The organism is Flavivirga algicola (genome assembly GCF_012910715.1).
Taxonomy (GTDB): domain Bacteria; phylum Bacteroidota; class Bacteroidia; order Flavobacteriales; family Flavobacteriaceae; genus Flavivirga; species Flavivirga algicola.
On record NZ_JABBHF010000003.1, the window covers coordinates 297,036 to 312,364 of the forward strand.

General features: G+C 33.1%; 15 protein-coding genes. 14 read left to right on the forward strand and 1 reads right to left on the reverse strand.

What is annotated here, in order from left to right; all coding sequences use genetic code 11:
* Positions 1 to 26: 26 nt before the first annotated feature.
* Together HHX25_RS06650 and HHX25_RS06655 are read left to right on the forward strand one after the other, a co-directional pair.
* Positions 27 to 878 carry a prephenate dehydrogenase gene (locus HHX25_RS06650; protein WP_169671441.1) on the forward strand — a complete coding sequence of 284 codons (852 nt, stop codon included), beginning with the start codon at positions 27 to 29 and terminating at the stop codon, positions 876 to 878.
* A gap of 20 nt (positions 879 to 898) precedes the next feature.
* Entirely contained in the window at positions 899 to 1,981 is a 1,083-nt protein-coding gene (locus HHX25_RS06655; RefSeq protein WP_169671443.1) for a bifunctional 3-deoxy-7-phosphoheptulonate synthase/chorismate mutase type II, read from the forward strand.
* A gap of 68 nt (positions 1,982 to 2,049) precedes the next feature.
* Here the strand turns inward: HHX25_RS06655 and HHX25_RS06660 are convergent, their stop codons facing one another.
* Positions 2,050 to 2,499, reverse strand: a complete 450-nt coding sequence (locus HHX25_RS06660; protein ID WP_169671445.1) for a hypothetical protein — start codon at positions 2,497 to 2,499, stop codon at positions 2,050 to 2,052.
* A gap of 88 nt (positions 2,500 to 2,587) precedes the next feature.
* On the opposite strand from HHX25_RS06660, the gene rsgA reads away from it, so the two are divergent.
* The 12 genes from rsgA to HHX25_RS06720 all read left to right on the forward strand — a co-directional run bounded on the left by rsgA (position 2,588) and on the right by HHX25_RS06720 (position 15,280).
* On the forward strand, positions 2,588 to 3,538 hold the full coding sequence (gene rsgA / locus HHX25_RS06665) for a ribosome small subunit-dependent GTPase A (RefSeq protein ID WP_169671446.1): 951 nt from the start codon (positions 2,588 to 2,590) through the stop codon (positions 3,536 to 3,538).
* Between the two features lie 60 nt (positions 3,539 to 3,598).
* A complete protein-coding gene (dtd, locus tag HHX25_RS06670; protein ID WP_169671449.1) occupies positions 3,599 to 4,051 on the forward strand; it encodes a D-aminoacyl-tRNA deacylase in 453 nt (150 codons plus the stop codon).
* Positions 4,051 to 4,572, forward strand: a complete 522-nt coding sequence (locus tag HHX25_RS06675; RefSeq protein ID WP_169671451.1) for a metal-dependent hydrolase — start codon at positions 4,051 to 4,053, stop codon at positions 4,570 to 4,572. The genes dtd and HHX25_RS06675 overlap by 1 nt, the downstream gene beginning before the upstream one ends.
* 72 nt (positions 4,573 to 4,644) lie before the next feature.
* Entirely contained in the window at positions 4,645 to 6,555 is a 1,911-nt protein-coding gene (locus HHX25_RS06680) for a DUF3857 domain-containing transglutaminase family protein (RefSeq protein ID WP_169671453.1), read from the forward strand.
* Between the two features lie 18 nt (positions 6,556 to 6,573).
* On the forward strand, positions 6,574 to 8,577 hold the full coding sequence (locus HHX25_RS06685) for a DUF3857 domain-containing protein (RefSeq protein ID WP_169671455.1): 2,004 nt from the start codon (positions 6,574 to 6,576) through the stop codon (positions 8,575 to 8,577).
* Position 8,578: 1 nt separating this feature from the next.
* Positions 8,579 to 8,905, forward strand: coding sequence for a nucleotide pyrophosphohydrolase (locus tag HHX25_RS06690; protein ID WP_169671456.1), 327 nt, complete (start codon positions 8,579 to 8,581; stop codon positions 8,903 to 8,905).
* 33 nt (positions 8,906 to 8,938) lie between these two features.
* The gene (locus tag HHX25_RS06695; RefSeq protein WP_169671778.1) at positions 8,939 to 10,165 is read left to right on the forward strand and encodes a 3-phosphoshikimate 1-carboxyvinyltransferase; all 1,227 of its coding nucleotides are present in this window, start codon (positions 8,939 to 8,941) and stop codon (positions 10,163 to 10,165) included.
* Positions 10,166 to 10,334: 169 nt separating this feature from the next.
* Positions 10,335 to 11,384: a tRNA preQ1(34) S-adenosylmethionine ribosyltransferase-isomerase QueA gene (gene queA, locus HHX25_RS06700; RefSeq protein WP_169671458.1), complete on the forward strand. Its 1,050-nt coding sequence runs from the start codon at positions 10,335 to 10,337 to the stop codon at positions 11,382 to 11,384.
* Between the two features lie 190 nt (positions 11,385 to 11,574).
* Entirely contained in the window at positions 11,575 to 12,615 is a 1,041-nt protein-coding gene (rlmN, locus tag HHX25_RS06705) for a 23S rRNA (adenine(2503)-C(2))-methyltransferase RlmN (RefSeq protein ID WP_169671460.1), read from the forward strand.
* Positions 12,616 to 12,799: 184 nt separating this feature from the next.
* Positions 12,800 to 13,777 carry a polyprenyl synthetase family protein gene (locus HHX25_RS06710; RefSeq protein ID WP_169671462.1) on the forward strand — a complete coding sequence of 326 codons (978 nt, stop codon included), beginning with the start codon at positions 12,800 to 12,802 and terminating at the stop codon, positions 13,775 to 13,777.
* A 173-nt stretch (positions 13,778 to 13,950) separates the two neighbouring features.
* Entirely contained in the window at positions 13,951 to 14,529 is a 579-nt protein-coding gene (locus HHX25_RS06715; protein WP_240964303.1) for an RNA polymerase sigma factor, read from the forward strand.
* Entirely contained in the window at positions 14,516 to 15,280 is a 765-nt protein-coding gene (locus HHX25_RS06720) for a hypothetical protein (RefSeq protein ID WP_169671464.1), read from the forward strand. Before HHX25_RS06715 ends, HHX25_RS06720 begins: the two co-directional genes overlap by 14 nt.
* Positions 15,281 to 15,329 lie beyond the last annotated feature (49 nt).

Below are 15,329 nucleotides of genomic sequence, written 5' to 3' on the forward strand. Positions count from 1 at the left end.
CTTTGGAGAGGGTTAGGGCAAGGAAAATGAAAAATATATACATTATAGGCGTTGGATTAATAGGTGGTAGTCTTGCTATAGATATAAAAAAGAACGATCCAGAAGTGGTTATTCATGGTATTAGCAGGAAGCAAACAACGTTAGATGAAGCACTGTCACTTAAATTAATTGATAAAAAAGCAACGCTAGATGATATAGGAAATGCCGATTTGGTCATTATATCCATCCCCGTAGATGCTACAGTAAAATTGTTACCAACTATTTTAGATAAGATTTCAGATTCTGGATTAGTTGTGGATGCAGGATCTACCAAAGTAGATATATGTAAAGTTATTGAAGATCATCCTAAGCGTAGAAATTTTTTAGCGATGCATCCTATTGCTGGAACGGAACATTCGGGACCTGGTGCTGCAATTCCTAGCTTGTTTAAAGGCAAAACAAATATTGTTTGCGAAGTTGAAAAAACAGCATTTAAACTTCAAGAAAAAGCCTTAAAGCTTTTTGCAGATATTGGGATGCGTATGCGTTATATGAACCCTGAGGCACACGATAAGCATATAGCATATATGTCACATTTATCGCATATAAGCTCTTTTATGTTGGGAAAAACCGTGATAGAGAAGGAGAAGAATGAGCGTGATATTTTTGATATGGCGGGTAGTGGATTCGCTTCTACGGTTCGTCTGGCAAAAAGCTCGCCAGAAATGTGGACTCCCATTTTTAAGCAAAACAAAGAAAATGTCATTGAAACTTTAGAAGAGTATATCAATAACCTAAGACAGTTTAAGGAACTTATGGAAAAAGATGACTTTGAAGAAGTTTATAATGAAATGAAAAATACGAATCATATAAAACAAATTTTAAACGGAATAGCTTAAGCAGCTAAATATTAAAAATCATGGAAAATAAAAAAGAAATGAGAAACTGGTTGGATGCGTTAAATTTAGATCATCCTTTGGTTATAGCAGGACCTTGTAGTGCTGAAACAGAAGAGCAAGTATTAAAAATTGCTCATGAGTTAAAAGACACAGATGTTAACTATTTTAGAGCCGGTATTTGGAAACCAAGAACAAGACCAGGAATGTTTGAAGGTGTTGGAGCTTTAGGTTTAAAATGGCTACAAAAAGTAAAAGAAGAAACAGGCATGAAAACCTGTACGGAAGTAGCAAATGCTGCCCATGTGAAATTAGCTTTAGAGCATGATGTTGATTTATTATGGATTGGAGCGCGTTCTACAGTGAGTCCGTTTATCATGCAAGAAATTGCAGATGCTTTAGAAGGAACAGATAAACCTGTGCTGATAAAGAATCCTGTAAATCCAGATTTATCTTTATGGTTAGGTGGTATAGAGCGAATATATAAAGCAGGTGTTAAAAATATTGGAGCTATACACAGAGGGTTTTCAACCTACCAAAAAACCAAGTATAGAAACATTCCAGAATGGCAATTAGCTATCGAATTTCAAAATAAATTTCCAGATATCCCTTTAATTTTAGACCCATCTCATATTACAGGAAATAGAGAGATGATTTTTGATGTATCTCAAACAGCTCTAGATTTAAATTATGATGGGCTTATGATTGAAACACATTACGATCCTGAAAATGCATGGAGTGATGCTGCACAACAAGTTACACCTAGTACTTTAGTGCAAATTATGAAAGATCTTAAGATTAGAAAAGAGACAGATGCAGAAGCAGAATATAACAATGCATTAAATAATTTAAGAGCACAAATTGATGTTGTTGATAATGATATTATTAACTTATTAGGAAAACGTATGGTAGCAGCAGATGGTATAGGAGCACTTAAAAAGAAAAAAAATGTTGCTGTTTTACAATCTAAACGCTGGAATGAGATTTTAGGAAAAATGGTTTTAGAAGGACAAGAGCACGGACTTAGTGAAGAGTTTATCTTGAGAATGTTTAAGGCGATTCACCAAGAATCGATTAATCATCAAGAGAAGATTATTAACGGCTAATAAATAAGTCATAATAAAGCAAAAGCCTCGCAATTGCGAGGCTTTGTTGTTTTGAAGGGAAATAAAAATTAATTATTTCTTTTAAAGATATAACGTGTTATAAAAATACCTTGCTTATCATCTTTACCACCTTTACTTTCTACAGCACTAGTAACAAAAGCTAACTCCCAGCCTTCTTCTATCATCGTATTGATTTTTGAAGTAATTAAAGCATCATTGGCAGCAATGTTTTGGAAACGAATACCTCCTAGGTTGTAAAAGTTTAATAATTTTGTTTCATCAAACCCTTTAACTCTAATGTCTCCACGTTTAGATTTATTACGAGTATTATCCTCCTCAGTTTGTGTGCTGGTATATTCCTTGTAATCTTTTTCTTCGTTGGCACTAATAAGTCTAGAACGACCTAATCCATTAGGAACAATAGATTCCACACTGGTAATAACTTTGTACTGAACTTGGGCGTTACCATCGATAAAAGAAAATAAAGCAATAGTAAAAACGATAAGTAATTTTTTCATGTTGTTGATTGTTTAAAAATTTATAATGACAAGTTTAAACAATATCTATGCCAAAAAAAATATTTTTTAGCTTTACTTTTGAAAAAATATGACAGGACTCGTTTATAAATCTACTGGAAGTTGGTACACGGTTAAAACCGATTTAGGCCATATATATGAATGCCGTATAAAAGGCAAGTTTCGTATAAAGGGTATTAAAAGTACGAATCCTATAGCGGTTGGAGATAGGGTAGATTTCGAACTTGAAACCCATAATAATCAAGAATCGGGGATTATATACAAGATTCATGATAGAGCGAATTATATCGTTAGAAAATCTGTTAATTTATCTAAGCAAACACATATTATTGCTGCCAATTTGGATCAGGTTTTTTTAATGATTACTATTAATAACCCACCAACATTAACCAGTTTCATCGATAGGTTTTTGGTAACGGCCAATGCGTATTCCATAAAAACGATATTGTTGTTTAATAAAATTGATGTTTACGATGATGAAACTCTTTTAGAAGTTAAATGTTTAGCCCATCTTTATAGAAAAATAGGTTATGAGTGTATAGGCGTTTCTGCAAAAACTGGTAAAAATGTTGATAAAGTAAAAGGGCTCATGCTCGATAAAACCAGTATGTTTTCAGGACACTCTGGAGTTGGTAAATCTACACTTGTAAACGCGATTGAACCCACTTTAAATATTAAAACAAAAGAAATTTCGTCACAGCATATGCAAGGGCAGCATACAACAACCTTTGCAGAAATGTTCGATTTAAGTTTTGGAGCAAAAATTATTGATACACCAGGTATAAAAGGGTTTGGAGTGGTCGATATGGATAAGGAAGAAGTTGGTGATTACTTTCCAGAGATATTTAAATTGAAACAAGACTGTAAGTTTAATAATTGCCTACACATTCAAGAACCCAAATGCGCTGTTAAAAAAGCATTGGATAATGATGAGATTGCGTTTTCAAGATACCGAAGTTATTTACAAATTATTGAAGGAGAAGATGAGCATTACAGAACAGATAATTGGGATAAGGAGTAAGTAGTTTGTATAGGTGATATCAGTTTTAATTAATAAAGACCTAGGGATATAGGAGAGAACATGAAAGTTGTTATTCAAAGAGTATCTGAAGCAAGTGTAACCATCGATGGAGAGCAAGTAGCATCCATGTCACAAGGCCTTTTAATTCTTTTGGGGATTGTAAATGAAGATACACCAGAAGATATAAAATGGCTAATTAATAAAATCGTAAATCTTCGTGTTTTTGCCGACGAAAATAATATAATGAATCGCTCTTTATTAGATGTTAAAGGGGAGGCTATAGTGGTAAGCCAATTCACTTTACATGCTTCTACAAAAAAAGGAAATAGGCCTAGTTATATTAAGGCAGCAAAACCTGATGTTGCCATACCGCTTTATGAAAACTTTGTAAAACAATTAGAGCTTAGCTTAGATAAAAAAGTACAGACAGGGCAATTTGGAGCCGATATGAAAGTGACGTTGATTAACGACGGACCAGTTACTATAATCATCGATTCAAAAGACAAAACATAATGGCATCAGTATTTGGGCATGGTATCGTTGGTTTTACATTAGCTAAAGTTATCGATAATCAAAATACAAGATGGTTGATGATATTAGCTGTGTTTTCAACTATTCTCCCAGACTTTGATGTTATAGGTTTTAAATGGGGTATTCCCTACGCGCATCCTATAGGGCACCGCGGGTTTTCGCATTCTATATTGTTTTCTGTAATATGGACCTTTCTTTTAATGCTTACTTTTGGTCGGAAAAACAAACTCATATGGTTTTGTGTTATTTTTTTATCCACACTCTCGCACGGTATTTTGGATGCCATGACATCGGGAGGTATGGGAGTTGGCTTTTTAATTCCATTTAATAATGGTCGTTTTTTCTTTCCATTTCGAGAGATACAGGTGTCACCAATTGGAGTAGAATCGTTTTTCTCTAAATGGGGACTGAAAGTGTTATATAGTGAGTTTAAATATATTTTTGTCCCATCTTTTCTTATATTGGCTGTGAGATTTTTAATTTGCCGTGTCAAAGATATTTAATAATAAAACTGATTTTCCTCATAGATTAATCAATATTATACAAATATCTTCCGCGTTTAAAACCCTTAATATATGATTGTTAAAAAAATTGTGGGCATTCTTATGTTGCTCATGACTTTATCCCTCACTTCTCAAGAAAATTTATATACAAGTTTCACAATTCCAGTCAACCTTAAAGAAAAAGCCAATGCCGTTATTCGGTCTGATGATGTACATATTTTGTTAAAATCTTCAAGTGAAATGTATGTCACTAGGAAAAAAATTATTACAGTTTTAAATAAAAAAGGAGATGACGATGTCGATGCTTATGTGTATTACGATAATAATGCAAAAATAAGGCGTTTAGAGGTTTTGGTTTTTGATAATTTCGGCAAAGAAATTAAAAAAATAAAAAAGAATGATTTTAAAGACGTGAGTGCAGTAGATGGAGGTACTTTATACTCAGATTCTAGAGTTAAGTACTTAGATTATACACCGATTAAATATCCCTATACTATTAAATTTACTAGTGAATTTGTAAATAATAACACAGCTTTTATTCACCCCTTCATGCCAGCGAACGGTTATTTTTTAAGTGTAGAAAATAGCACTTATACTATAGAATTCCCAGAAGATATAACCATTAGAACTAAGGAAAAGAATTTTGAAACGCTTGATTTAGAAAAAGAGATACTTCCTGGGAAAATCACATATAAGGTGAAAAATATTCAAGCGGTTAAACCTGAGGCATATAGCCCTGGGACAGCCAATATATCTCCTAAAGTATTAGTGGCTTCAAAGCAATTTGCATTAGAAGGCGTGCATACACAGGTGGAAAACTGGAACGATTTTGGAAAATGGATGTATCATGATTTGATAAAAGATACTTATGATCTACCAACAAGTACTATTAGCATGATACAGGATCTGGTAAAAGATGAACCGAATGATGTGGCAAAGGCAAAAAAAATCTACCAGTACGTGCAAGATAAGACACGTTATATAAGTGTACAAGTGGGGATTGGGGGCTGGAAGCCTTTTAATGCTTCAGAAGTAGATAAACTAGGTTATGGAGACTGTAAAGCCTTAACAAATTATACCATGTCACTTTTAAAAGCAGCTGGAGTTAAGTCTAATTATACGGTTGTTTATGCGGGTAGCTCTCAAAGAAGTTTAGAGAAAGACTTCGCAGCGATGCAGGGTAATCATGTCATTCTCAATATTCCTCAAGATAATAAAGAAGATATCTGGCTAGAATGTACAAGTCAAAAACTGCCCTTTGGTTTTATTGGAGATTTTACAGACGATAGGGATGTATTGGTTATCACCCCGGAAGGCGGAAAAATCCAGCACACAAAAAAATACAAAACGGAAGAGAGTATTCAACGAATTAAAGGGAACTATAAAATTTCAAACGAGGGCGCTATTATTGCAAATGTAAATGTTGCCTCTAAAGGTATTCAATATGATGATAAATATTGGTTAGAAACCGAAACAGAAAGAGACCTTGATAAACATTATAAAAAACGCTGGAAATACATTAATACTATTAAGATCAATAGTATGAAGATTACAAATAACAAAGAAGCTATCGAATTTATTGAAGATATTAGTTTTCAGGCAACTAAATACTCCAAGAAACTAGGAAATAGAATGTTACTTACATTAAATGCTTTGAATAGAAATACAGATATACCAGACCGTTATAGAAATAGAAAACTTCCTCTTAAAATTAAAAGAGGTTTTACAGATGTTGATGAAGTTGAAATAATATTACCACAAGATTATAAGGTAGAATCGAAACCTCATGATAAAATTATTGAAAACAAGTTTGGTAGTTATAAAGCTAAGATCATTGTAAAAGATGAAAATACACTTATTTATAAAAGAGAATTTGTAGTAAAAGATGGTGAGTTTCCTAAAGAAGATTACGATGCATTTAGAAACTTTTATAAAGAAGTGAACAAACAAGATAATGCCAAAATAGCACTGATTAAAAAATAATAAATTGAAAATAACTATATGAGAAGCACATTGATTTTGTTTAGTTTATGCTTTGCTTTAACAGCGTTTACCCAAGATTACAAATTTGGAAAAGTTTCTAAAGAGGAGTTGCAAGAAAAATTTAATCCCTTAGATTCATCGGCAAGTGCCACATATTTGTATAAGTACAGAAGAACTTTTTTTGAATATATACAAAGTGAAGGTTTTCGTTTGGTGACGGATGTACATGAGCGCATAAAAATATACAACCAAGAAGGGTTTGATTATGCCACTGAACAAATAAGATTGCATAAAAATGGAAGTGATGAAGAAGAAATAAATAGTATTAAAGCTTATACCTACAATTTATTGGAAGGTAAAATCGAAGAGACGAAGCTCACTAAAAGTGGTATTTTTAAAACAGAAAGGTCTAAATATTTAGATGAAACAAAATTTACGATGCCAAATATTAAAGAAGGCTGTGTGGTTGAGTTTAGGTATAAGATCCTATCTCCTTTTTTTTCAAACGTTGATGACTTTGTTTTTCAGTATGACATCCCTGTAAAAAAATTAGATGCTATTTTTGAAGCACCCGAGTATTTTGTCTTTAAAACGAATGCAAAAGGTTTTTTGTCAGTAATTCCTAAAACAGAAACGAAAAGGGATAAAATTACTTTTACAAGTAAAAGCCGATCAGGGAATTATGTAAGTAACACATCATTTCATTCCTCAGATATAAACTTTACGAAAGAAGTATCATCATATAACCTTGCCAACATACCTGCCTTAAAAGAAGAACCTTATGTAAATAGCATAAATAATTACAGGTCGTCTATGCAATACGAGTTGTCTTATACGAAGTTTCCACAATCGCCCGTTAAATATTATTCAACCACTTGGGAAGATGTCGTTAAAACCATTTATAAAAGCTCCTATTTTGGTGAGGAATTAAATAAAACAGGCTATTTCAAAGAAGACATAGATGCTATAATCAGTTCGATATCAGATCCTATGAAACGCACAGCTTTGATTTTTGATTTTGTTAAATCTAAAATGCGATGGAATAGAGGCTATGGCAAGTATACCAATGTTGGCGTTAAAAAAGCATTTAAAGAACATGTGGGAAATGTTGCAGAGATAAATTTAATGTTAACTTCTATGTTAAAGTATGCAGGTTTAAATGCATATCCCGTTTTGGTGAGTACAAGGCAAAATGGAGTCCCGTTATTCCCAACAAGAGAAGGTTACAATTATGTTGTTAGTTATGTTAAATTTCCTCAAGGAAGCATACTGTTAGATGCCACAAGTAAGTATAGTATACCAAATGTTTTACCATTTAGAACATTAAATTGGCACGGACGAGTAATTGCAGAAAAGGGTGGGTCTACGTTGGTAGATTTATACCCAAAACAAAAATCAAAAGACAATATTTCCATGATGGTTAATTTAAATGAGGAAGGGATTATTGAAGGAAGTTATAGGAGTGTAAAAACGAACCATATGGCATTATCGTATAGACAGAAGTATAATAAAGCTAATGAAGAAGATTTTTTAGAAAAATTAGAAAACAAATACAGCGATTTGGAAATTTCCGATTTTCAGGTGAAAAACAAAAATGATTTGTCCAAGCCAGTTATAGAATCCTATAAATTTAATAAAGAGAGCCAAGCAGATATTATAGGCGATAAGTTATATTTCTCACCTATGTTCTTTTTAAAGACTGTAGAAAACCCTTTTAAATTAGATAGTCGTGAATTTCCCGTAGATTTTGGTTATCCAGCTGCTACTAAATATCAAATTATAATAAAAATACCAGAAGGGTATAAAGTGGAGTCGGCTCCAGAGAAAGTAGCTTATAGTATGCCAGATAATTTAGGAGTTTTTAAATATAATGTGTCCCTATCAGATAATACGATGCATTTTTTAATTATATTAGAAATGAATCAATCGATTATTTCTCCTACATATTATGATGCTCTAAAAGAGTACTTTAAGCAAATAATAGAAAAAGAAAATGAACAGGTAGTATTAACAAAAGTATAGTATGGATATAAAAAATGCACAAAAAGTAGTTGATAACTGGATTAATGAACATGGTGTTCGCTATTTTAACGAGCTTACCAATATGGCTCAACTTACCGAAGAAGTAGGTGAAGTGGCTCGTATTATAGCTAGGCGCTATGGAGAACAAAGCGAAAAAGAAAGTGACAAAGATAAAGATCTTGGGGAAGAATTGGCAGATGTTTTATTTGTAGTTTTATGTTTAGCAAACCAAACAGGGGTTGATTTACAAAAAGCATTTGATAAAAGAATGGATAAGAAAGCAAAACGAGATCATGATAGACACCATAATAACGAAAAATTAAAGTAAATTTGCAGCTTGATTAAAAGAGAATCAATGAGTATGCATATTACACTTCAAAAATCGATAATTTCTAAACAATCCTCAATTCAAATAACAGGATCTAAAAGTGAGTCCAATAGATTATTGCTTTTAAAGGCACTGTATCCCGAAATGAGTCTTGAAAACGTGTCAAATTCTGATGATAGTAACCTAATGACGAATGCTTTAAGCACAGATTCAGATGTGGTCGACATTAATCATGCAGGAACAGCGATGCGCTTTTTAACGGCATACTTTTCAGTTCAAGAAGGAAGAGACGTCACGCTTACAGGTTCTAAACGAATGAAAGAACGTCCTATTGCTGTGCTTGTAGATGCGCTTCGTGAGCTTGGTGCAGATATTAGTTATGTAGAGAATGAAGGACTTCCTCCAATAAAAATAAAAGGGAAAAAGTTAACGAAACATAAAGTAGCGCTAAAAGCAAATGTAAGTAGTCAATACATTTCTGCGTTATTACTCATAGCTTCTAAACTCGAAAATGGATTGGAACTTATCCTGGAAGGAGACATAACATCGGTGCCTTATATAAAAATGACACTTAGTTTATTAGATGAGATTGGTGTAGAATCTTCATTTAATGAAAATGTTATAACTGTAAAACCAGGAAGTAAGGACCAGAGTCCAAAAACATTAACTGTAGAATCCGATTGGTCATCAGCATCCTATTTTTTTAGTATTGTTGCGATGAGTGAAATTGGAACAGAAATTACAATATCCTCATATAAAGAAAACTCCTTACAAGGAGATTCCGTTTTAGTAGATGTCTACAGGCATTTTGGAATTAGTACCGTTTTTAATGATAACAATAGTGTTACTTTAAAGAAAGAATTTTCGAATTTAGAACCGCTGACATTAAATTTAAAAGATGCACCAGATATTGCTCAAACAATTGCGGTCACCTGTTTTGCTATAGGAATACCTTGTGATTTAACAGGGTTGCATACGCTTAAAATTAAAGAAACCGATAGGTTGGTTGCTTTAAAAAATGAAATTGAAAAATTAGGCGGTCATGTTGAGATCACAGGTAAGTCGCTGCATTTAGCGGCTTCTAAAACGATTAACGAATCTGTATCAATTGCAACTTACCATGATCATAGAATGGCCATGGCATTTGCACCTTTGGCTCTTAAAACACCAATTATTATCGAAGATGCCATGGTTGTTTCAAAATCATATCCAGCTTTTTGGGACGATTTGAAATCCATCGGATTTAAAATAACCAAATAATAATCACTCATTTACTTGACAACCCCTATTCACAGATTGTATATTTGCAGCTTTCAAAAAAAAACTAAACAACTCATTAAATGAGCCTTTCAGTATTTTAAGGTGTTTTTTATCTAAGCTTTATGTTATTGAAAGCGTCATTTGACGTACTAAAACAAAAAACTAACAAATGAAATTATCACACTTTGGTTTCAATCTTCCAGATGAATTATTAGCAGAATACCCTGCAGAAAACAGAGACGAGTCACGTTTAATGGTTTTAAATAGAAAAGAACAAACCATTGAGCATAAAATGTTCAAGGACCTAATAGATTATTTTGATGAAGAGGATGTATTAATCCTTAATAACACTAAAGTGTTTCCAGCAAGATTATATGGTAATAAGGAAAAAACAGGTGCTAGGATAGAAGTATTCTTATTAAGAGAATTAAATGAAGAACAACGCCTTTGGGATGTTTTGGTAGACCCTGCACGTAAAATAAGAATAGGTAATAAACTATATTTTGGTGATGATGATACATTGGTAGCAGAGGTTATAGACAATACGACATCTAGAGGGCGTACATTACGTTTTTTATATGATGGTTCCTATACGGAGTTCCGTAGAAAGTTAAATGAGCTTGGAGAAACACCACTTCCCAAATATATAAAAAGGGATGTAGAGCCAGATGATGAGGAGCGTTACCAAACCATATATGCAAAAAATGAAGGCGCTGTGGCGGCTCCTACAGCAGGTCTTCACTTTTCTAAGCACTTACTAAAAAGACTGGAAATTAAAGGTGTTGATTTTGCAGAAGTAACTTTACATGTAGGATTGGGTACTTTTAATCCAGTGGAGGTTGAAGATTTGTCGAAACACAAAATGGATAGCGAAGAGCTAAAAATTGATGAGAAAGCAGTCAATATCGTAAATAAAGGTATAGAGAATAAAAAACGTATCTGTGCAGTAGGAACTACCGCTATGCGAGCTATAGAAAGTTCTGTGTCATCAAATGGTAGATTAAATGAAATTGACGGATGGACCAATAAATTTATTTTTCCTCCTTACGATTTTAGTATTGCTAATAGCATGATTACTAATTTTCATACCCCAAAATCAACGTTGCTAATGATGGTTTCGGCATTTGCGGGACACGATTTTATTAAGAAAGCATATGAGGAAGCTGTAAAAGAAAAGTATAAATTTTATAGCTATGGTGATGCCATGTTAATCCTATAAAACCTGAACTTGATTCAGGGGCTTTTTTAAACATATCTTGAGGTCTTAAAAGTATTAAAACGGAAAGTACTTTTAAGACCTTTTTAGTGTCAATTAATAAAAAACAAAAACAAGACCTTTAACTTTTGAGAATTAATCAATAAATCAAAAACAGTAAATAGTAAAACCTTTCACTATTTTTGCAACACTTATGGCAGCAAGTAAAAAAGACATTCGTGCATTAACCAAAGAAGATTTAAGAGTGTTCTTTGTAGAGCAAGGAGATAAAGCCTTTCGTGGGAACCAGGTTTATGAGTGGCTTTGGCAAAAATCGGCACATACTTTTGAGGATATGACGAATGTTTCAAAAGAAACACGCCAGATGTTGGAAGACAATTTTGTTATTAACCATATTGAAGTAGATACCATGCAGCGTAGTAAAGATGGAACGGTGAAAAATGCAGTTCGGCTACATGATGGTTTGGTAGTAGAATCGGTTTTAATACCAACAGCCACAAGAACAACCGCTTGCGTATCCAGCCAAGTGGGTTGTAGTTTAGATTGTAAGTTTTGTGCAACAGCGCGTTTAAAGCGTATGCGTAACCTAAACCCAGATGAGATTTATGATCAGGTAGTGGCCATCGATAAAGAAAGTCGTTTATATCACAATCGCCCATTGAGTAATATTGTATTTATGGGGATGGGAGAGCCTCTTATGAATTATAACAATGTTATGAAGGCCATCGATAAAATTACATCCTCAGAAGGTTTAGGGATGTCTGCAAAACGAATTACAGTATCAACATCGGGTGTGCCAAAAATGATAAAGAAAATGGCAGATGATGATGTGAAATTTAATTTGGCAGTGTCTTTACATTCGGCTATCGATGAAGTACGCACGTCAATTATGCCCTTTAATGAGACCTTTCCCTTAATAGATTTAAAAGAAGCATTAGAATACTGGTATGCCAAAACCAAACGTAAAATAAGTTACGAATATGTAGTTTGGAAAGGGATAAATGATACACAAAAGGATGTAGATGCCTTGGTGGAATTCTGTAAGCATGTACCAAGTAAAGTAAATATAATTGAATATAATCCTATCGATGATGGTGATTTTAAGCAGGCAACCAATGAGGCTCTAGAAAACTATATCCATGCCTTAGAGAAAAATAGAATTGTTGTCAATGTGCGCCGCAGTCGCGGAAAAGATATTGATGCTGCTTGCGGACAATTAGCCAATAAAAAATAAAAACCCCTCTAAAAACTCTTTTGACATGCTCTGTTAGGGCAGAATTATTTTTCTGGTATAAGAATCTCATCGATTAAACATTTTTTAGAGATTAATAGTAAACAGATAGAAAAGGAACTTTCGAGAGTCAATAGTAGTAATATCTTAACTTTATTAGTAATTTCGCTGAGATTAAGTTTTTACATTGAAGATAGTAGAGCAAATAAAACAGCCTATAGCTTATGAAATGGATCTTTTCGAGCAAAAGTTTCAACTCTCTATGTCTAGTAGGGTTGCATTACTTAATAGGATTACGCACTATATTGTAAACAGAAAGGGGAAGCAAATGCGGCCCATGTTTGTGTTTTTGGTTTCTAAAATGGTGTCTAATGGCGAGGTTAGTGAGCGAACTTATAGAGGTGCTTCGGTCATTGAACTTATACATACAGCAACCTTAGTGCACGATGATGTTGTTGATGATAGCAATAGAAGACGCGGTTTTTTCTCTGTAAATGCCCTTTGGAAAAATAAGATAGCTGTTTTAATAGGCGATTATTTACTGTCTAAAGGCTTGCTTTTAAGTATTGATAATAATGATTTCGACTTACTCAAGATTATTTCTATTGCGGTTCGAGAAATGAGCGAAGGTGAATTGCTTCAGATTGAAAAAGCAAGGAAATTAGATATTACAGAAGCTGTTTACTATGAAATTATTCGTCAAAAAACAGCAACTTTAATTGCGGCTTGTTGTAGTTTAGGAGCTGCATCTGTAAAACCAGAATCGCAGCATGTGGAATCCATGCGAAAATTTGGTGAATTAATAGGCATGGCATTTCAAATAAAAGACGACTTATTTGATTATGGTGATGCTCAAATAGGAAAACCTACAGGTATTGATATTAAAGAGCAAAAAATGACCTTGCCTTTAATTTATGTACTTAATCAGTCTTCAAAAAAAGATAAAAACTGGCTTATTAACTCTATAAAAAACCATAATAAAGATACTAAGCGTGTTAAGGAAGTTATTGCTTTTGTGAAAAATAATGGCGGATTGGACTATGCTATAAAAAAGATGAAAGCATTTCAAGAAGAAGCTCTGCAAATACTTCAAACATACCCAGAATCGGATTATAGAAATTCGCTGGAGCTTATGGTGAACTATGTGATTGATAGGAAGAAGTAGTTTGCTTTTTTATTGATAACAGATAGTTTTTTAATTAAATCTCTTATTTTTTTTAATAAATCAAACGCCTCATTTTTAAGGTGTTATTTTTAATTTCTTTTTAGATTACATTTATATTTTTATACTGGGCAACCATTTGCATAGAATTTGCGTCTTTAAAAATAGAAGACTAAATGAAAACATTTTTGAAAGTAATCCAACTGCATAAAAACGAATTGTTACTTATAAAAAAAGCGATTAAAAACAATCGTGAGGCGCAACATTTATTATTTGAAATACATGCTCCAAAAATGTTGAGTGTTTGTAGATATTATATAAAAGATTTACAGCAAGCAGAAGAAGTTATGCTTAATGGATTTTTTAAAGTGTTTTCTAATTTAAAAAGCTTTAAAAATAAAGGTAGTTTTGAAGGTTGGATCCGACGGATTATGGTGAGAGAGTCTATCTCGTTTTTAAGGCAAAAAAAGCAAATAGAATTTTCTGTTGAAAATTTTGAGTATGGTAATGATTATACAAATAATATTCATACCAATATGGAAGTTGCGGAAATACAACAGCTCATAGATACGCTTCCTGAAGGTTATAAAATAGTATTTGTGATGCATGCTATTGAAGGATATAAGCATAGTGAAATAGCAAAGGTGCTAAACATAACGGAAGGTACATCGAAATCACAATTGTTTAAAGCACGAAAAATGCTTCAGGAAAAGATTAAAAAATTGAATAAAACAACAAGCTATGGAACCAATTAAATTTGAAGAAAATATAAAAAATAAGCTTGATAAAAGAACATTGCAACCGTCTAATGATGCTTGGGGTAAACTTTCAGAACGATTAGATAGTCAGGGGGCTAAAAGAAAAAACAGGTCGCTTTTATGGGTAGGTCTTGCAGCAAGTATTGTTGGGGTTTTGTTAGTGATTTCCCAGTTTTTTAATAATGAAACAGGTGTGAACGATATGCCAAAAATAGTGGTGGTACCAGAAGTTATAGAGCAGCATACAGATAAAACTATAGCTGTTGAAGCGCATGTTAATATTGAGACAGTTTCTCAGGATATCAATAAAAACCGGAAAGAAGACATCAACGAAATCATTAAAAAACCAGTTTTAATTACCTCGGAATTTAATGATGAACAAGCAATTATTACTCAAGAAAATAACATGGAAAAATTGAAGAAAGAGTCAGTTGATACTTCTGTAAAAGTGCCTGTTGAATCTTTAACTTTCGAGCAGAAAAAAATACAAGCTGTTGCAAACCAGATACAGGCGCTGAAAGATAATAATACTGTAACAGATGATGCAATAGATGTTTTGTTATTAGAGGCTCAAAAGGAAATCCAATTAAATCAATTATATAATGAAACTACAGGAGTAGTCGATGCTAATTTATTACTTCAGGATGTTGAAGCAGAATTGGATCAATCCTTTAGAACGAAAGTTTTTGAAGCTATAAAAGCAAGCTATGGTACTGTAAAGACAGCAGTTGCCCAACGTAACGATTAATTAACATTCCCATGAAAAAGCCTGCCAGAATGCGGTCTGGGAATCTTAT

Bases quoted from the DNA above. Each gene is read 5' to 3' on its own strand.
- HHX25_RS06650 (WP_169671441.1), top strand. From the start codon at position 27: ATGAAAAATATATACATTATAGGCGTTGGATTAATAGGTGGTAGTCTT.
- HHX25_RS06655 (WP_169671443.1), top strand. From the start codon at position 899: ATGGAAAATAAAAAAGAAATGAGAAACTGGTTGGATGCGTTAAATTTA.
- HHX25_RS06660 (WP_169671445.1), bottom strand. From the start codon at position 2,499: ATGAAAAAATTACTTATCGTTTTTACTATTGCTTTATTTTCTTTTATC.
- rsgA (WP_169671446.1), top strand. From the start codon at position 2,588: ATGACAGGACTCGTTTATAAATCTACTGGAAGTTGGTACACGGTTAAA.
- dtd (WP_169671449.1), top strand. From the start codon at position 3,599: ATGAAAGTTGTTATTCAAAGAGTATCTGAAGCAAGTGTAACCATCGAT.
- HHX25_RS06675 (WP_169671451.1), top strand. From the start codon at position 4,051: ATGGCATCAGTATTTGGGCATGGTATCGTTGGTTTTACATTAGCTAAA.
- HHX25_RS06680 (WP_169671453.1), top strand. From the start codon at position 4,645: ATGATTGTTAAAAAAATTGTGGGCATTCTTATGTTGCTCATGACTTTA.
- HHX25_RS06685 (WP_169671455.1), top strand. From the start codon at position 6,574: ATGAGAAGCACATTGATTTTGTTTAGTTTATGCTTTGCTTTAACAGCG.
- HHX25_RS06690 (WP_169671456.1), top strand. From the start codon at position 8,579: ATGGATATAAAAAATGCACAAAAAGTAGTTGATAACTGGATTAATGAA.
- HHX25_RS06695 (WP_169671778.1), top strand. From the start codon at position 8,939: ATGCATATTACACTTCAAAAATCGATAATTTCTAAACAATCCTCAATT.
- queA (WP_169671458.1), top strand. From the start codon at position 10,335: ATGAAATTATCACACTTTGGTTTCAATCTTCCAGATGAATTATTAGCA.
- rlmN (WP_169671460.1), top strand. From the start codon at position 11,575: ATGGCAGCAAGTAAAAAAGACATTCGTGCATTAACCAAAGAAGATTTA.
- HHX25_RS06715 (WP_240964303.1), top strand. From the start codon at position 13,951: ATGAAAACATTTTTGAAAGTAATCCAACTGCATAAAAACGAATTGTTA.
- HHX25_RS06720 (WP_169671464.1), top strand. From the start codon at position 14,516: ATGGAACCAATTAAATTTGAAGAAAATATAAAAAATAAGCTTGATAAA.